Origin of the sequence: Providencia sp. Je.9.19, from assembly GCF_051129765.1 — a bacterium.
GTDB lineage: Bacteria > Pseudomonadota > Gammaproteobacteria > Enterobacterales > Enterobacteriaceae > Providencia.
In genome coordinates this window covers 170962-189389 of sequence record NZ_JBCPSS010000006.1, presented here as the reverse complement: position 1 = coordinate 189389, position 18428 = coordinate 170962, and the positions used below count along the sequence as shown (strand labels likewise).

General features: G+C 40.1%; 18 protein-coding genes. 1 reads left to right on the top strand and 17 read right to left on the bottom strand.

What is annotated here, in order from left to right:
* Positions 1 to 18 precede the first annotated feature (18 nt).
* The 17 genes from AAZR93_RS18240 to AAZR93_RS18160 all read right to left on the bottom strand — a co-directional run bounded on the left by AAZR93_RS18240 (position 19) and on the right by AAZR93_RS18160 (position 17548).
* Positions 19 to 588 carry a fimbrial protein gene (locus AAZR93_RS18240; RefSeq protein WP_434720648.1) on the bottom strand — a complete coding sequence of 190 codons (570 nt, stop codon included), beginning with the start codon at positions 586 to 588 and terminating at the stop codon, positions 19 to 21.
* Positions 589 to 630: 42 nt separating this feature from the next.
* Entirely contained in the window at positions 631 to 1182 is a 552-nt protein-coding gene (locus tag AAZR93_RS18235; RefSeq protein WP_434720647.1) for a fimbrial protein, read from the bottom strand.
* 408 nt (positions 1183 to 1590) lie between these two features.
* Positions 1591 to 2073, bottom strand: coding sequence for a hypothetical protein (locus tag AAZR93_RS18230; RefSeq protein WP_434720646.1), 483 nt, complete (start codon positions 2071 to 2073; stop codon positions 1591 to 1593).
* On the bottom strand, positions 2063 to 2824 hold the full coding sequence (locus AAZR93_RS18225) for a winged helix-turn-helix domain-containing protein (protein ID WP_434720645.1): 762 nt from the start codon (positions 2822 to 2824) through the stop codon (positions 2063 to 2065). Before AAZR93_RS18225 ends, AAZR93_RS18230 begins: the two co-directional genes overlap by 11 nt.
* Before the next feature lie 325 nt (positions 2825 to 3149).
* Entirely contained in the window at positions 3150 to 3668 is a 519-nt protein-coding gene (gene hpaC / locus AAZR93_RS18220) for a 4-hydroxyphenylacetate 3-monooxygenase, reductase component (protein WP_434720644.1), read from the bottom strand.
* 21 nt (positions 3669 to 3689) lie between these two features.
* Positions 3690 to 5252 (bottom strand): 4-hydroxyphenylacetate 3-monooxygenase, oxygenase component, encoded by a 1563-nt coding sequence (gene hpaB, locus AAZR93_RS18215; protein WP_294108607.1) that lies wholly within the window; start codon positions 5250 to 5252, stop codon positions 3690 to 3692.
* Positions 5253 to 5706: 454 nt separating this feature from the next.
* Positions 5707 to 6588, bottom strand: a complete 882-nt coding sequence (gene hpaA / locus AAZR93_RS18210; protein ID WP_294108609.1) for a 4-hydroxyphenylacetate catabolism regulatory protein HpaA — start codon at positions 6586 to 6588, stop codon at positions 5707 to 5709.
* A 304-nt stretch (positions 6589 to 6892) separates the two neighbouring features.
* Positions 6893 to 8263: a 4-hydroxyphenylacetate permease gene (gene hpaX / locus AAZR93_RS18205; protein ID WP_294108611.1), complete on the bottom strand. Its 1371-nt coding sequence runs from the start codon at positions 8261 to 8263 to the stop codon at positions 6893 to 6895.
* 309 nt (positions 8264 to 8572) lie between these two features.
* The gene (gene hpaI, locus AAZR93_RS18200; RefSeq protein WP_434720643.1) at positions 8573 to 9379 is read right to left on the bottom strand and encodes a 4-hydroxy-2-oxoheptanedioate aldolase; all 807 of its coding nucleotides are present in this window, start codon (positions 9377 to 9379) and stop codon (positions 8573 to 8575) included.
* 10 nt (positions 9380 to 9389) lie between these two features.
* The gene (gene hpaH / locus AAZR93_RS18195) at positions 9390 to 10193 is read right to left on the bottom strand and encodes a 2-oxo-hept-4-ene-1,7-dioate hydratase (protein ID WP_434720642.1); all 804 of its coding nucleotides are present in this window, start codon (positions 10191 to 10193) and stop codon (positions 9390 to 9392) included.
* A 238-nt stretch (positions 10194 to 10431) separates the two neighbouring features.
* Complete coding sequence (locus AAZR93_RS18190; RefSeq protein ID WP_434720641.1) at positions 10432 to 11895, bottom strand: NAD-dependent succinate-semialdehyde dehydrogenase; 1464 nt, start codon at positions 11893 to 11895, stop codon at positions 10432 to 10434.
* Complete coding sequence (locus AAZR93_RS18185; RefSeq protein ID WP_336430939.1) at positions 11892 to 13118, bottom strand: Bcr/CflA family multidrug efflux MFS transporter; 1227 nt, start codon at positions 13116 to 13118, stop codon at positions 11892 to 11894. The genes AAZR93_RS18190 and AAZR93_RS18185 overlap by 4 nt, the downstream gene beginning before the upstream one ends.
* Positions 13119 to 13161: 43 nt before the next feature.
* Positions 13162 to 13545 carry a 5-carboxymethyl-2-hydroxymuconate Delta-isomerase gene (locus AAZR93_RS18180; RefSeq protein ID WP_336430940.1) on the bottom strand — a complete coding sequence of 128 codons (384 nt, stop codon included), beginning with the start codon at positions 13543 to 13545 and terminating at the stop codon, positions 13162 to 13164.
* Between the two features lie 9 nt (positions 13546 to 13554).
* Positions 13555 to 14436, bottom strand: a complete 882-nt coding sequence (gene hpaD, locus AAZR93_RS18175; protein ID WP_434720640.1) for a 3,4-dihydroxyphenylacetate 2,3-dioxygenase — start codon at positions 14434 to 14436, stop codon at positions 13555 to 13557.
* A gap of 247 nt (positions 14437 to 14683) precedes the next feature.
* Positions 14684 to 16150 carry a 5-carboxymethyl-2-hydroxymuconate semialdehyde dehydrogenase gene (hpaE, locus tag AAZR93_RS18170; protein ID WP_336430941.1) on the bottom strand — a complete coding sequence of 489 codons (1467 nt, stop codon included), beginning with the start codon at positions 16148 to 16150 and terminating at the stop codon, positions 14684 to 14686.
* Entirely contained in the window at positions 16150 to 16917 is a 768-nt protein-coding gene (locus AAZR93_RS18165) for a fumarylacetoacetate hydrolase family protein (RefSeq protein ID WP_294108633.1), read from the bottom strand. Before AAZR93_RS18165 ends, hpaE begins: the two co-directional genes overlap by 1 nt.
* A 1-nt stretch (position 16918) precedes the next feature.
* Positions 16919 to 17548 (bottom strand): fumarylacetoacetate hydrolase family protein, encoded by a 630-nt coding sequence (locus tag AAZR93_RS18160; protein ID WP_434720639.1) that lies wholly within the window; start codon positions 17546 to 17548, stop codon positions 16919 to 16921.
* Positions 17549 to 17953: 405 nt separating this feature from the next.
* Here AAZR93_RS18160 and hpaR point away from each other — a divergent pair, with 405 nt between their 5' ends.
* Positions 17954 to 18415: a homoprotocatechuate degradation operon regulator HpaR gene (gene hpaR, locus AAZR93_RS18155; protein WP_336430942.1), complete on the top strand. Its 462-nt coding sequence runs from the start codon at positions 17954 to 17956 to the stop codon at positions 18413 to 18415.
* The last annotated feature ends 13 nt before the right edge of the window (positions 18416 to 18428 follow it).

The window sequence follows — 18428 nt, the reverse complement described above, 5'->3', positions numbered from 1 at the left end:
TAATTATAAGTTTATTTACTAATCGTAAGTAACGTTGAATTTAATTGTGGTAAAGTAATCACCAGGTGTAATTTCGTTATTACTTGCACTTAATTCTGTTTCATATTTTAAAAAGCTCTCTTTACTTTTATTATCAAAATAAATGTAATTATTAGAAATGGAGTAGAGCTTGTTTGGTATTAATAAATTGTTGTTAATGTCATAAATGTATAGAACAACTCCAGGTTTAGGGCCTGACAGTTTTATTGCATTACTGTATGTATCTTGCGGCGCAAAAAAACGAATTTTAATACCTTTATGATTACTACTATCATATTCGCTAATACAGTTATTTAATTTTATATAGAAAGGTTTTCGCATTAATTTTTCGGCTTCTATATTATTTATACTATAGTTAGAAATGTAATCGTAATTTATATATTGATATTGGCTATTGGTTTCAATTGAACAAGGTGCCGAGACGATATAACCTTGCATTACTGCTTCACCTTGAAGACCATCTTGAATATGCCCAAGGTTAGAGCTAGTGGCATTAGAGTTAATCGAGTTAAATAATAAGGCAATCCATAGATAAGTATTTTTTTTCATAATGAGCCTTTTATGGGGAGAGAATTCTCTCCCCTAAAAAAATTACTCGTATGTGATTTTAAAATCAGCAATAGAACTAAATTCACCTTCAATAACTGGTGTTGTACCATCAACGCGTTTCGCCAATGCTGTAAACTCTAAAACGTTTTCACCTTGTGTATTACGAATTTGGTTCATGATAGATTTAGCTTCATCAAATTTAAAATCTTTAATCTGAACACCGATATTTGAAGCTGTACCAGTAGTACCTAAGAATTCTTTGTTAGTACCAACATAGTTTTTACCACCAAAAGTGATTTTGATATCTTTAACTGCAACCCAGTTATCATCTTTGTCTTTAGTAAACTCATTGAAATTACAGTCTTTGATCTTAATTGCGATATCTTTTTCAGCTGCATTGCCTGCTTCTAAAGATGCACGAGAAAGTTGGCCGAATGGAACTTCTTGTTTTGTACTTTCTGATTCGATATTACATGGGGCATTTACAACTTGACCGCTGAAATGTAATTCACCGGCGTTAGCGCTAGCAAAAATAGAAGTTGAAATAGCAGAAGTAGCGAATAAAACAGCAATAGAAAGTTTATTTAATTTCATACCTTACATCCTTAAAAATAAGTAAATATTTGGTCCCTGGTGAGCTTTTATAAAAAGACGGTCACAGGAATAAAGTTCAGCATCCATCAATGGATTTTAAAATGTCCTAATCACAGAGCGCTTAACGTATTTATATAATCGTTTTTAGCGAGGTCATTTCGACGGAAGAAAGCTTATCCCTCTAGCGAGTAAAATGGAATAAAATTCTTTATTTTTAATTAAATTAAAAACAATAATTCAATGATAAGATTTTTTTAATGTGAATTAATGTTTTTATGCTAATTTAATTAGCTGTGAAATGTTTAATGTTTGTGAGTTTAAGGTGTTTTAAGGTTGAGGTTGTTTATAAATAAAAAAAATGCATCAAATTATCAATATTTGATGCATTTTTTATGGTTTTTTTGGAGATTATAGAGTGCAAATAAAAATGGGAGAGAAGTTTTCTTCAAATATATAATTTTTTTCGGTTAATTTTTTTATTTTTAAAAAATAAAGTTGATTAACTTCAGGTACTCCTCGAATCTTAATTTTATCTTGAACCTGATCCGATGGGTCTATAAATATATTCTCAACGCGTAAAAAGAAATGATCGCCTAAATATTCATGTTTCATCAGATATTTTCGTGAAATAGTATAGTCTTTACCATTGTCATTAATATTTCCATTCATTATGAATGTGTTTTGGTCAGGTTTATTCTCATTAGGAATAACACTTAATAGGTAAAAGCCTTTTAAGTTAGAACGATTATCAGAGATGTTTATTCTTAAGGTTGTCTGACAATTGGGAATAATAGGAGTATTAATTATATGGTGAAAATATAGGCTAGTTGAAACTAACACTACAGATATGATGGATAAAAAAAGCATTCTTGTTGATATTTTATTTAACATAAAAATTCTCACAACTTACAGTTGCACTATCTTTAGGTGCACTAGGACAATATGAGATAAATAAAAAATCATCATGTATATTTTTATTATGAGTGAGTGTGCCAACATTATAATAGAAGATAGTTGCTGGTTTTTGACAGTTAATATTTAGGTTTTTAAGCTTTTCTTGTAATATCGTAAAACTTACAGTGGTTGTATCGGGTTTATGGTAGCTATTAATGTAGCGGATGCTACATTGATCTATCCGACCAACCTCTGGGTATTCCACTTTATTAGCGAAAAAATAACTTTTAAATAAATAAATCAAACAAAAAATGATGATACCTATAAGTGCAACTTCAAGATATCGGTTATTTAAGATATAGCTTTTTTTAGCTATTACTGATTTTGTTTCGATTTCAGGTTTAACAATAGCTGCTGGTTCACTTTCAATATCTGAATTCAAACTAACTATATCTTCAGGTGGCAAGTTTTCACTATCTTCAAATTTCAGTTCTGCCGAAAATTTTATACCTACTTTAGGAATAGTGGTAATAATTTCCTCATCAAAAAAAGAAGCTAAATGGCGACGTAAAACAGAGATACTACTATTTAAGTTATTATCAGAAACAACTTGATTATAGTCGTCCCAGACACGTTGAAGTAGCGTTTCTCTATCTAGAATTTCATCATTATTTTGAACGAGTACTAATAATAAGCGATTTAAGGTCGTCGTTAATTTTATGGCGTTATTAACGTCGTCAGTGTACAACAGCCCCTGATGGCTATCGTAGATAATGTGGTTATTAATAAAATATTTCATTTTAAGATTGGTTTTTTTATAGTAATAAACAACTGTATAGAGTTAGTTTATACCTGAAATTTGAGATGTGTCAATAAAACCAAATAGGTGTGAATTTTTAAATTGTATTAAATCAATAAGTTATTTTTTATTTATATAATTTAAAAGCATTATTTAGAAGGTTAATTTTTCAATAATAACATTTAGATGAAATAAAAAACCTCTTTTAAAAAGAGGTTTTTTCGTAACTCGATAATTTTAGTAAATAATCACTCAGTGAATTATTATATTAATGTTAATCAGTTGTTTCTAAAATCTGATGCATTACCGGATGAAATTTACGTTTGAAGTAAACTAAGCCATGACCTTCATCATTGACGATGATTTGTTTCATTTCAACCATGTAGACGGAATGCGTACCGATATCTTGTACTTGCGTTATCTCGCCTTCTAAATTGGCTAGGGCATTTCTTAATTGTGGCTGTTGTAAAATGCCTTTATCCCAAACGTTCCAGCCGAAACGTTCTTCCATTGTAGAACCCTTCATGCCGGCGAAATGACACGCTATATCTTCTTGTTCATGGCTAAGCACGTTAACACACAGGCGGCCATTCTTTTGAAAGACCGCATTCATTGCACTGTTGCGGTTAACACAAACCATCAAAGTCGGTGGCGTATCGGTAACCGAACAGACAGCAGTTGCTGTAATACCGCAGCAGCCTTCAGTACCATCAGTGGTGATGACGTTAACTGCGGCACCGAGACTTGCCATCGCATCTCTGAAACGTAGGCGATGTTCATTTTCTAAAGACATATTGACCTCCTGTGTTGCCGATTATTTCAGCAACAAATCTAACTGATTAATATCGTTGTTGTTATGTAAATGAGGGCGTTTCCAACCGTGCTGATCGTAATCAGATAGGCAACGGTCAACCATATCAGTCATCGCTTTCATGTTGCCAGAACCTTGTGCATGACGCAGACATTGCAGACGAATTTCATCTTGGCTACCTGCATAGTTAATTTCATACAGTTCATGGCGACCACCGAATTCACTACCGATAGCATCCCACATTAATTTTAAAATTTTGATACGTTCAACGTGATCCATACCATTAGAACCGCGAACATATTTAGCCAGATATTTATCTATCTCTGGATTATTCATATCCCGAACACTTGATGGCAGGTAAATCAAGCCGCTCGTGACGTTACTTTCTATTATATTCTTGATTTTCGTGTAGGCCATTGGTGCCATTACGCGATAAGTTTGAATTGCTTGGGTATCTGGTAAGTATGCTCCACCTTCCCAAGCCTTGGCTTCAGAGGTCATGGCATCGGTTAATGACCAGAATAAATTACGCCATGCAACAACTTCACCTAAGTCTGCTTGAACACCGCGGAAATCAAGTACCCCAGTACATTCAAGGCTTTTTTGTAGTAAGCCAGTAATGAAATCTAATTTAACGGCTAAACGAACGCAAGCTTGTAATGGAAATAGGCGTGCGAATCCGCCTTGTACTGCCCAGTTACGCGCGCGGTCGAAATCACGGTAAATTAAAACGTTTTCCCATGGAATCAAAACATGATCCATAATCAAGATGGCATCGTTTTCATCAAAACGGCTTGATAGGGGGTAATCAAATGGAGAACCTGTTGCACCAGCGACTAATTCATAAGACGCTCGTGAAATTAATTTCACTCCATCAGCATCCATTGGCGCGACAAACATCAGTGCAAAATCAGGGTTATCGCCCATCACTTGTGCAGAGCCAAAACCGATAAAATTATAATGTGTTAACGCTGAGTTAGTGGCGACCACTTTTGCACCGCTGACGATAATACCTGCATCAGTTTCTTTTTCTAGTTTTATATACACATCTTTAACTTCATCGGCAGGTTTATGACGGTCGATCGGTGGGTTAACAATGGCATGGTTAAAATACAAGCCACTTTCTTGAATACGCTGATACCAAGTTCGTGCATTGTCTGCGAACTGGCCATAATATTCAGGATTTGCCCCTAAACAACTGGCGAATGCCGCCTTATAGTCTGGAGTGCGTCCCATCCATCCATAGCTTTGGCGTGACCAGTCTGCAATGGCGTCGCGCTGTTGGCGTAGTTCGTCAGCACTTTTGGCGAAGCGGAAGAATTTATGAGTATATCCACCGTTGCCTGTGTCGGTGTTCCAGCAAAGCTTGTCATGAGTCGTACTATCATGGAGTGCATCATATAATTGTCCTATGGAAGCTGCGGAATTACGAAATGCTGGGTGAGTAGTCACATCCTTAACACGTTCACCGTAGATATAAATTTCACGGCCATCTTGGAGACTCTTTAGATACTCTTGACTGTTAAAAGGGCGTTTAGCATCGGAACGAAAATCTTCGGGTTTCATGTTTACCTCGTTATCTCACATAGAGGGCTTGCGGCTATAGGGTAAAGGTTGCAAGCGATAATGTTAATTTTATGTTTATTTTGTGTTTCTTAATTGAATCGCTTTTTGAGGTGATTTTAAAGAGACTTTCGAAAGGTTTACGGGTACTTTTCGTTGAAATAGATGATTTGTGATAGAACTGTGATCATGACGATGTTTCTATATTAATGTAATTGTTGTTTTTTAATAAATATTGTTATTTATTAGTTCGTTACTGATTTTTTTATATTAATGAATAGGTTTTTTTCATATTTCCATAGTGTATTTTTTGTGCTTTATCTTCATTTTTAGTCGGTGGTAATCAAGATAAATGATATTTAAAAATAATTACATAAAACATCAAAAATGTTTTTAATATGTAAAATTATTTGATGGAAAATAGAAGATGGCATAGATAAGTGTTAAATCGGGGGTGTTAATGAATATTTTGCTCACGCCATTGGCTTGGGGAGCTACCTACTAAGCGGTTAAAGAATCGAGCAAAATAAGCGGGATCTTTGAATCCAAGTTGATAAGCAATCTCTGAAACGGGACTATCCGAAAATATTAGCATGCGTTTGGCTTCTCGCAATATTCTATCAAATATCAATCGCTTAGGTGGCCTGTTTGCAAATCGGCGACACATATCTTTAAGCCTTGATTCTGTGACTCCCAATTTTTGAGCATACTCAGGAACAGTAAGGTGTTGCTTATAATATTGGTCAATAAACTGGTTAAAACGTTGAAATAGACGGTGTTCACCTCGAACTCCCGTGATGTGGTGGTCATCAAGGGGAATCGATCTTAACAAAAAAGTAAATAAGGCTTGAGCTAAGGATGAAAGGACTTGATCTCGGCCTTTATCAGTATTAGCCGATTCTCGTGCCATTAATGCCCAGTAATGACTAAACGTATGAATATCATCGGGTTTATCAGCAACAGATAAACAAATAGCAGGAACCTCAACAAGATCACGATTGGTGGGATAAAGGGACTCAAGTAAAGGTGATATTAAGTCTTGGCGCACTGTTAAAACATGGCCATCAGTATCTTCTTGAGTAAAAAAGGCATGAGCCACAGAAGGGGGAGTTAAAATAAATAATGGCGCCTGCACTGAATAACGGGACTCATCAAGCTGCAAAGTGATATGGCCAGTTTCAAGATAATGAAGCTGGAAAAAACCATCGTGGCGATGTGCCTGCATATCACGACCAAAAAAAGCGGCCATGTTGCCGAAGGTTTGGTAGTGGACGTCGTCGTTGCCTTGGGTTTCGTCGTAGTCTGTGCCTAAATCGATATTCGCTATTATACCCTTCATTCTTCTTCCTGTAGCGTTGTTGGCTGCGTTCAGTTACTCGGGTCACATACTTTTGTATGCTCCTCGAGGTAACTTCGCTTGCCGCCTAGCTACAACTCGAATTGTTCTTCATTCTTCAAGTCGCAGTGTTGTTGGCTGCACAAGATAACCCTAGTCACATACTCGTGTATGCTCCTAGGGATTAGCTTGCTTGCCGCCTAGCTGCAACTTGAATTATTTTGAACAACATTTAGGGAGGGCTAAATAAATTCAATTTTTTCAAATTATTGCAGCACTCAATTTTTAAAATTCGACCGTTGCTATTTTACGGTGTTGCTCTTGGGCGTGATTTTTTCATTGGGATAGCGATGACGATCAGTGCGCCGATAACCAGTAAACCGGCCACAAAGTAGAGGCCAGAGTTGAAGCTACCTGTTTGATCTTTCAGCCAACCAATCAATAGTGGACTCACGGCTGAACCTATATTACCTGTTGCATTGATAACCGCAATACCGATTGCGCGAGCGCGGAAACTGATCGACTGGTCAGGTGTGGTCCAAAAAACAGCCATGGCCGTAAACGATCCGGTTGATGCCATAATGATCCCAAGTAATTGGATCATCGGGTGGCTCGTCATAGCCGCTAAGATCCAACCTGCGGCGGCAAATAAGAACGGCAAGGCAGTATGCATCTTTCGTTCTTGCAGACGGTCAGAACGCCGACTCCAATAAATCATACCGAGAATAGTACAAAACTGCGGAATAGCCGTAAGTAAGCCGATCATGGCATTGCTGCTACCTTGATTAAAGCTTTGCATAATTTGCGGCGTCCAAATATTAATGGCGCTCAGGGTATTGGTTAAGCAGAAGTAAGCGACGGTATACATCAATATTACTGGGGTGAAAATTTCTTTCCACAAACTCGTGTTTTGCAGTGCCGTTTGGCTTTTAGAACCATGGGGTTGTACAAGCTCAAGCTGATCTTTATCCATCATCTCTTGCAATGTATCTTTATCTTCTTGAGTTAACCATTTGGCTTTTTTAGGTGAATCATCTAAATAGAACCAAACTAGGCCACCAAGGATCACCGAAGGGAAACCTTCAAGTAAGAACAACCACTGCCAACCCTTAAGATTTAAAACTCCATCCAAACCTAGAATATAACCGGACGCGATAGAACCAAATGCCATAGTTACTGGCATTGCAATCATAAATAAGGCATTGGCACGAGCGCGGAAATAGGCTGGAAACCAATAGGTTAAATACACTAAGATACCTGGTAAGAAACCCGCTTCAGCAATACCGACCAACATGCGTAATACATATAAACTGGTCGGCCCCGTAGCAAACATGGTGGCAGTTGAGGCGATGCCCCAAAGTACCATAATGGTGGCTATCCAGCGGCGTGCGCCGACAATACCCAGCATAATATTGCTAGGAATACCAAAAATAACGTAAGTGACATAAAACAGTGTTGCGGCTAAGCCAAACATAGTGGACGACAGCCCAATATCTTTGCCCATAGTGAGACCCGCAAAGCCAATATTAATGCGGTCTAAGAATGAAAAAACAAATAATACAAATAAAAAGACGATGAGACGTTTAAATAATTTATTAATGACCCGTTGTTGTGGCTCAGTTAAATTTTTATGTTGCTGAGCGGGATTATCGCCAGCGGTATGTTGTGAATGACTCATTGTAGACCCTCAATTTTATGCATTGAAAGCAATATCCATTTTTATTCAACATACTGTTATGTCTGTGGTATTTAGTATTTTCTAATCCTGTTTTTTATCGGTGACTAGTAAAATATATTGACCGCCTGACGATAACTTAAATGATAACTTGAATTAATTTGGCTATATTAAGGGCGCAGAAAATCCCCTAGGCTGCGATAAAGCGCCTGCTTTGCATTGTTGAATGTTGTTTTTTTCTAATCTTCTAAATAAACCGTTTGTAGGGTTGGGTTATTTAAAAGTTCTCACTACTGCCTCATGTCCTATTTGTTAATAAACGCTAGGAGAACTTGAGGTAATTCCTGATACTGTTTTACCAAATTTAGCGGCAAGTGCTTCTGCTGAACGAGCTAGCAATGTGGTGTCAACGCCGACGGCAACAAAAAGTGCACCGAGTTTAATATAGTGTTCAGCAATATCGGGCGCAGCCATGAGAATGCCCGGCGCAATACCTGCTGCGCGAATTTGTGTTATTGCTTTTTCAATCGCCGCTTTAACTTCCGGGTGATTTGGATTACCGGAAAAACCCATATCAGCACTGAGATCTGCCGGACCAATAAAGACGCCATCAACCCCTTCAACTTGTAATATTTCAGGTAAATTTTTAATAGCTTCACGGGTTTCTACCTGCACAATCACACACATCTCATCATTGGCGCGTTGCAGGTAATCAGGCACACGATTCCAGCGTGATGCACGCGCTAATGCACTGCCAACACCACGAATACCGGCTGGTGGATAACGCGTCGCACGTACTGCTTGTTGTGCTTGTTCTGCATTTTGTACCATAGGTAGCAATAATGTTTGCGCACCGATATCTAACAGTTGTTTGATAATAACTGGGTCATTCCACGGTGGACGTACAACGGGTTGAGAAGGGTACGCCGCGATAGCCTGTAACTGAGATAATGTTGTTTGGATATTATTAGGCGCATGTTCGCCATCAATTAATAACCAATCAAACCCCGCACCTGCCACTAATTCAGCGCTGTATGAGCTACATAATCCAAGCCATAAGCCGATTTGTGGCTGACCGCTTTTTAGTGCCGCTTTGAATTTATTGTGTAAGATATCCATGGCAATTTCCTTAAACGAAACGGCAGCTAATTGAGCCCATTACGCCGTAGTCAACGTGGAAAACATCTCCTCGACGGGCAGGAACAGGGCGCGTAAATGAACCACCAAGAATGATTTGGCCGGGTTCAAGTTCAACATTGTGTGGTGCCAGTTTGTTGGCTAACCATGCAACACCATTAGCGGGATGGTTAAGCACTGCTGCTGCTACACCAGACTCTTCAATAACACCGTTGCGATACAGTAATGCACTGATCCAACGCATATCGAGATCGCGCGGTTTAATCGGTCTTCCACCTAAAATAACCGCAGCATTTGCAGCGTTATCGGAGATAGTGTCGAAGACTTTGCGTGGGCGATTTGTTTCAGGATCGACATTGTGGCAACGCGCATCGATAAGTTCTAACGCAGGAATCACGTAATCAGTCGCGTTATAAACATCAAATATTGTACAGTTTGGGCCACGTAAAGGTTTGGCTAACACAAACGCTAGTTCGACTTCAATGCGCGGAACAATGAAGCGGTCAATGGGAATATCGCAACCATCATCAAAAAACATATCGTCAAGAAGTGCGCCGTAGTCAGGTTCATCAATTTGTGAGCTAGCTTGCATGGCTTTTGATGTTAAACCAATTTTATGGCCTTTCACCACGCGCCCTTCTGAAAGTTTCAATCCAACCCATTCACGTTGAATTGCATAAGCGTCTTCAATGGTTATTTCTGGGTGATCTAGTGAAATTTGACGGATTTGCTCACGCGTTTTCTCAGCTTGATTTAGGCGTTGGGCAATTTGCGAAATGATATCTTTTTGTAACATTGTTAAGGCTCCAGGCTACTCTTCATACTTCGCATTACAGCGTTGTTGGCTACGCGCCTTAACCCTAGTCACATACTTATGTATGCTCCTAGGGATTAACGCGTTTGCCGCCTAGCTGTAATACGAATTATTTTGAGTAACATAATTTAGAGAGCGATTTTTTAATTAGCTCTAAGTTGAAATTATGTATATTTCTAACTGTATACTTGTATTTCTTCAAAAATAGCCCATAACTTCACTAGTGGGATAGCCCACCAAAGCAGAGATATTTCACTTCCAGGTAATCTTCAATTCCGTAGCGTGAACCTTCACGGCCTAGTCCTGATTGCTTGATGCCGCCGAATGGAGCGACTTCGTTTGAAATAATGCCTTCATTAATACCGACCATGCCGCTTTCTAATGCCTCTGCAACGCGGTAGATTCTGCCGATATCTCGTGAATAAAAGTATGAGGCCAAGCCAAACTCGGTGTCATTAGCAAGGTCAATGGCTTCTTGCTCGTCACGGAATTTAAACAGCGGTGCTAATGGACCAAAAGTTTCTTCTTTTGCAACTTTCATTGATTTGGTGACGCCAACTAAAACTGTCGGCTCAAAAAATAATCCACCTAAACTGGCGGGTTTTCCACCTGCAATAACTTTTGCACCGTGGGAAACCGCATCAGCGATATGTTCACTAACTTTATCAATTGCAGCTTGGTTAATCAGAGGGCCTTGTTCTGAATCTGCTTGAGTGGCAGGGCCAATTTTTAGGGCGCTCACGGCTTTAGCTAGACGAGCTGCGAATTCATCGTAGACACCTTCTTGCACTAAAATTCGGTTAGCACAAACGCAGGTTTGTCCGCTGTTACGAAACTTAGCCGCTAATGCGCCTTGAACTGCTGAATCTAAATCTGCATCGTCAAAGACGATAAATGGCGCATTGCCGCCTAGTTCGAGAGACATTTTCTTTACGGTATCAGCACATTGCGCCATCAATAATTTACCGACGCGCGTCGAACCGGTGAAAGTTAATTTGCGGACAATTGGGCTAGAGGTAAGCACGCCACCAATGGCTTGTGCATCAGTACCTGGCACAATATTGAATACGCCTGCAGGGATCCCAGCTTCTTCGCCTAGGGCAGCTAAAGCCAGTGCAGATAACGGTGTTTCGGCCGCAGGTTTGAGTACCATAGTACAACCGGCAGCAAGGGCTGGACCGACTTTACGGGTGATCATTGCATTTGGAAAATTCCAAGGTGTGATAGCCGCAACTACACCAACGGGCTGTTTGATGGTAACCAAGCGGCGACCGGGTAGGGGAGATGGAATTGTTTCTCCATAGGTACGCTTGCCTTCTTCGGCGAACCACTCGATGAAACTTGCGCCATAAGCAATTTCACCCATTGATTCAGTGATGGACTTGCCTTGCTCGGTACTAAGTAATTGCGCTAATTCTTTTTGGTTATCCATCATTAAACGGAACCATTTATTCAGGATTTGGCTACGTTCTTTAGCACTTTTAGCCCGCCAAGCGGGGAGTGCCTTTTGCGCCGCATCAATAGCATTTTGTGTTTCTAATGCGCCCACATTACTGACTTTGGCAATGATTTCGCCGTTGGCTGGATTGGTGACATCAAAAACAGCTTTATCGTTCGCATCAACCCATTGGCCGTTTATATAAGCCTGTTGACGGAATAATGTTGAATTAGTATTTATGCTCATTTTTCGTTTTTCTCCGAAGACACCGAGTGAATTTGTGCGTGAACATTTTTAGCTGACAAGCGTTGGCTTGTGAAACTCAGTCCGGCACAAATTGCCATAACGAGTGCCATAGCAAATGGGGATTTATCCTGTAATACAGAAACCGCAACACTGGCAAGTGCCGCCAATGCAAATTGAATTGAAATTGCTAACGCACTGGCGCTACCGGCGATTTTTCCGCGATGTTGCAGTAACAATGATAAGCTGTTGGTACCGATGGCATTAACCATTGATAGGAACAGCACAACTAGGATAACAATAATAGACAGGCTTTGTTGGTAGAAAATGAGCAATAACACGCCAAAAAGTAATTGAATCCCACTTTGCATACCGAGTATGCGATTTAAGCTATATACCTTGAGCAACCTGACATTGAGCAATAGCATCACAATCATACCTAATATATTGCAGCCAAAAAGCAGGCCATAATACTGCTCAGAAACACCAAAATAGTTAATATAAACAAATGGAGAGCCACTGATAAAAGCAAACATACCGGCGAAAGAGAACGCCATCGTGCCAATAATGCTCATGGCCTCTTTATCGGTGATAATTTGGCTGTAATTGCGAAAGGCCACTGCGATTAAATTTTGCTTTCCTTGTTCATGCACTAAGGTTTCAGGAAGGAGTAAAAAAATCGTGCATACAGACGTTAAACCAATCAGTGCAAGAAGATAGAAAATCACTTGCCACTGAAAATGGATCAATAAAAAACCGCCAAGCAATGGCGCGAGTAAAGGTGCAATCATGGTGACTAACGTCATTAATGATAAAACCCTAGGCAGTTCGTTAGATGGATAAACATCTCGAGCAATTGCCCTTGCCATTACAATAGCTGCGCCACTTCCAAAAGCTTGTAACGCTCTGAAAATAATTAGTGAATTAGCATCAGTCGCTTGCGCGCACAACAGGCTTGCGATGGTAAAAATAGCCAATCCACTTAATAACATTTTTCGGCGGCCTAATAAGTCACTTAAGGGACCATAAAACAGCATGCCGACACAAAAACCTGCAAAGAAAGCCCCAAGGGTATATTGCATTTGGTCTTGTGTTGCTTGTAAAGCTAATCCCATTTGCGGAAGAGCCGGAAGGTACATATCAATCGATAAGGGACCAAAAGCGACAAGGGAACCGAGTAGCGGAATAAGCCATTTAGGTATTTGCTGATCGAATTTAGTCACCATAACCGCCCCTTATTACTGATGTTATTTATAACGTTTTACGCCATCATGATTTAAACAAGGCATGAACATTGTTTTGCTTATAATTCAGTACAGGATCTAACTCTTCCATGGTGAAAGATAGGGCAAGGTAGCGTTTCGTCATCAAATCAGCAAAATGCGCTTTAATCAGTGTGAACAGCATTTCACCTGTTTTTTGTCTATCTTCAAGGGAACGGCCTGCCCCAATTTTTAGCGTCATATGGACAAAAGCATAATCTTGCTTGCCGTCTGCCATTTGCCAAGTATCTAACCAAATAGCGCGGCTACGAATACCGGCTAATGGAAAAATACCCGTGCCTGCTAATGCTTCATTGATTTTAGCAAATAGCGTTGGTAGCGCCGCTTCATCACGAATATTATCAGTACATTCAGCGTAAAAATGAGGCATGTTAATTCCTTAAGCGTTAGTGACTTGTTTATCAGTAATATAGCTAGGCAGTGGGAAAATGGCATTTAATTGCCCTGTGCCTGAACTTGCAAATAAGTCGGTTAAAATCTCAACTTGTTCTGCATATTTATCCCAACCTAACAGACCTAATAACATAACTGTGTCATGCATGTGGCCTTCGCCATAACAATAATCCGCATATTCAGGTAGCATTTTGCAGAATTCTTCAAAGCGGCCTTCACGCCATAATTTCACGACACGTTTATCCATTTGCTCGTCAAATTCACGGGTGTAGCTGTTCATACCATCTTCTGCTTTTTGGTCATCAATAAAGCGGTGAGACAATGAGCCACTCGCGAGAACAGCGACAGTACCATCATATTTGTCAATGGCGGTGAGTACAGCTTCACCGAGTTTACGGCTATCTTCAAAACTATGAGAAGTACAAAAAGCAGAGATAGAAATCACTTTAAAATGGCGATCACTATTCATATAACGCATTGGAACGAGTGTCGCATATTCAAGAGTGAGACTTGGAATTTCATGAGATTGAGCACGAACGCCAAGTTTGCGGGCTTCTTCACCAATCATGCGACCTAATTCTGAATTACCCAGATAGTCATATTCCATATCACGAATGAAATGAGGGAGTTCATTACTGGTGTAAATACCTTTGAAGTGATCGGCACAGTTGATGTGATACGCACTATTGACCAGCCAGTGAGTATCAAAAACAATAATCGTATCGACGCCAAGTTCGCGGCAGCGACGGCTGATTTCTTTGTGTCCATCAATGGCAGATTGGCGGCAACCGAAGTTTTTCCCCGGAATTTCCGACAGGTACATTGATGGGACGTGTGTTACTTTGGCTGCGAGTGCTAGTTTACCCATTTCATCCTCTCTTACCCGTTATATTTTGAGCTGTAGCGGTGTTGGCTTCACAAAACCACCCTAATCACATACTTATGTATGCTCATAGGGATGATTTCATTTGCCGCCTAGCTACAACTCAAACTATTTAGGGTAAGGAACGATTTTACCCATAATTTGTTGTAGCTATTACTTGTTGTTAACTATTTACAGTTCAAATTTCTACAGATGTCTTTTTGATAAGTTTAATAAAAAATAAATTTATAGGTCATACACCCCAGCGTGGGATGTTGTGATCACCGAAAGAGATACAAACGTTCTTCATTTCGGCAAAGACATCAAAGCTGTACTCGCCACCTTCACGACCGACACCAGAGGCTTTTACCCCACCAAATGGTTGACGTAGATCGCGGACATTTTGGGTATTTACAAAAACCATGCCGGCTTCGATACTGCGCGATAAACGCAAAACTTTGCTGACATCTTGTGTCCAAATGTAAGAAGCAAGGCCATATTCAATGTCATTTGCCATACGCAGGCCATCTTCTTCTGTTTTGAAAGGGATCAGACAAGCGACAGGGCCAAATATTTCTTCTTGAGCTACACGCATACGGTTGTCTACATCCGCTAAAACGGTTGGACGTAAGAAATGACCATTACGCAGATGAGCGGGGAGATCGCTTGGTTTGTCTGGCCCACCCGCTAGCAGCGTTGCGCCTTCTTCCATGCCGATACGAATATAGCCTGAGACTTTATCCCAATGTTGTTGGCTAATAAGTGCGCCGACTTGTGTTTTGGGATCGGTTGGGTCACCTACGATCAGGCGGTTTGCGCGTTCTGCAAAACGTTTGACGAATTCAGGGTAAATACTTTCTTGAATGAAGATACGAGAACCTGCGGTGCAACGTTCCCCATTAATTGAGAAAATAGTGAACAAGGCTGCATCAAGGGCACGCTCAATATCCGCATCTTCAAACACCAGAACTGGCGATTTGCCGCCAAGTTCCATAGAATATTTTTTCAGACCTGCATTTTGCATGATCATGCGGCCCGTAGAAGTACCACCGGTAAAGGAAACGGCACGAACATCGTGATGCTTAACTAATGCATCTCCGGCAGTGCTGCCATAGCCCTGAACGACGTTAAGTACGCCAGCTGGAATACCCGCTTCAAGGGCGAGTTCACCTAAGCGATTGGCAGAAAGTGGCGATAATTCAGACATTTTTAGTACGGCGGTATTACCCAGAGCCAAACAAGGAGCCGTTTTCCATGTGGCTGTCATAAACGGCACGTTCCACGGGGAAATTAGCGCACAAACACCTACTGGCTGAACTAAAGTATAGTTCATCATTTTGTCGTCTACAGGATAAGTACGACCATTCATCTGCTGACAAATTTCGGCGAAAAACTCAAAGTTATGAGACGCTCTTGGGATCAACACATTTTTGGTTTGATGGATAGGTAAACCGGTATCGTTGGTTTCCATTTCCGCAATTTGTGGTACGTTTTCATCTATTAGCTCACCGAGACGGCGCATCAGGCGAGCACGTTCTTTCATCGGTGTATTAGCCCATTTAGGGAAAGCGTCTTTTGCTGCTGCAACTGCTTGATTGATTTCGTCTTGTCCACCTGAGGCAACTTCGGCTAATACTTCACCTGTAGCGGGGTTCGTGGTTTCAAAATATGCTTTGCTGGCAACGTTTTTACCGTTGATCCAATGGTTAATCTGCGTCATTACACTATTTCCTCATAATCTTTTTCACTGATAATGGTATTTATCAGCCTGCCGACACCTTCGACTTCGACAATAACTTCATCCCCAGGAACGACATCAGAAAGCCCTTTAGGTGTACCAGTCGCAATCATATCTCCTGGTTGTAATGTCATGAAATCGCTGAGGTAGGCAATTAAAAATGGGATATTAAAAATGAGATCCGCAGTGGTACCTTTTTGGCGCAATTCACCGTTGACATAGGTATATAAAGCCAAATTGTGAGGATCTTTAATATCAGACTTATCGATAATCCAAGGCCCGATTGGCGTGAGGGTATCACGGCTTTTTACTCGCAGGTTTGGACGATAATAATTCTCTAAATAATCGCGAATAGCATAGTCATTACAAACGGTATAGCCTGCGACATAATCCATCGCATCTTCTTGCGAAACTTTATGCGCCGTTTTGCCCATGACTACCACAAGCTCAGATTCATAATGCATGTATTCAACATTATCAGGGCGAACAGAGACTTGTCGGTGACCTGTTAGACTATTTTCTGCTTTGATAAAAATTAACGGCTCTTCAGGGGCTTTAAATTCTAATTCAGCGGCATGATCCGCATAGTTCAATCCTAGTGCGAACAAGGTACCTTGAGCGGGGGGTAACCAAGTAACATCAGATGAGTCACCTGAAATAACATCACCATTAGGTAATTTAATGGCTTCATTATCTTCGGCAGTAACTGAATATTCAGTTCCTTTATAAAGGATTTTTGCATGTTTCATCTTATTGTCCTCCTGCCGCAATAACTGTATTTTTCAGACTTGGAAAACCTTCAGCTTGAATGACAACCTCATCACCGGGCTTAATGGTGACTCGTTGATGTGGCGTGCCAAGTAAAATCACATCACCTTCTTTGAGCGTAGCAAAGTCACTTAATGCTGCGACTAATTCACAGGCATTGCGGATGAGATCTTTTGTTGACCAGCGATCAACTTCTTTACCGTTAACTTGAGTGATTATCTCAATGGGGGCGGACAACGTCGTTTTTATCATTTCACCTATAGGGCAGAAGCTATCACGACACTTTGCTTTAATAGCCGGACGATAAAAGGTTTCCTCTGGCAGGCTAACTTCATTGGCAAGAGCAAAACCCGCAATAAAGTCGAGTGCATTTTCTGAACTTACTTTTCTTGCATTTTTGCTGATGACCAGTGCCAGTGTCGCGCCACTTTGCACTTCTTCACCCACTGGGTGCAAAATAGTGTCACCTGAATTGATTCGTGTATTACGCGGCTTAATAAACCACACGGGCGTTTTAGGTGGGGTTTGATAAGGGGCTTGCTGGAATGCCTTGAGCCAATGGCTAAGTTGGCTTTGATGATTGAGGGCAACAGCGAAAACGGTGCCTTTCATTGACAACTCCTCATTAAAAAATACGAGTGACTAAATAATTATTAACATATTAATAAAGTATAATTTTGAAATAGGCAATAGTTTTATAAAATGTTAATTTTAATTGTGATCTCATTAACATAATTCATTAGAACAAACATAAGCCTTTATTATTTAATGTTTTATTATTTCTCGATGATTTATTTTGTTACAATTATTTAACTCGATGTTATTTTTTTGTGTTGTTTACTCATTAATATTTTAGGGTTTTCTTTGAGATTGTTATTTTCCCGTGCTAGTCTTAATTTCAATCTAGTTGGTATTGTTGGTATCACAATAAATAACGCTGAGATGAAAAAAACAGCGCATGAGTAATACCCGCTATTGGTATTAAATAACCTTCATTAAGTGGTGAGTTTTAAGCGTATGCATGAATCATTGACAATTGCACTTTTGCAGGCAAGAGAGACGGCGATGGGGTTTTTCAGACCGATATTAAAGTCTTTCAATTTGACTGAGCAGCAATGGCGTATCATTCGAGTTTTAGCTGATAATCGTTCAATTGATTTTCATGAGCTATCAGTTAAAACCTGTATTCTAAGACCTAGTCTTACTGGGATTTTGACGCGTATGGAGCGTGAAGGGCTGATTTTTCGTTTAAAGCCGTTGAACGATCAACGTAAACTTTATGTTTCACTGACTCCCGCAGGGCAAGATTTATACGATCAAGCGCGTCAGGAAGTCGAAGAAGGCTATCAAAAAATAGAGCAGGCGTTTTCACCCGAAAAAATGAAACGTTTGACGGCTTTATTGGATGAGTTGATTGCGTTAGAGAGTCCAGATTATAGCCATATAGCCGCCGAACGACGCATACCCGTCATTCTTTGAGCCGTAGCGTTGT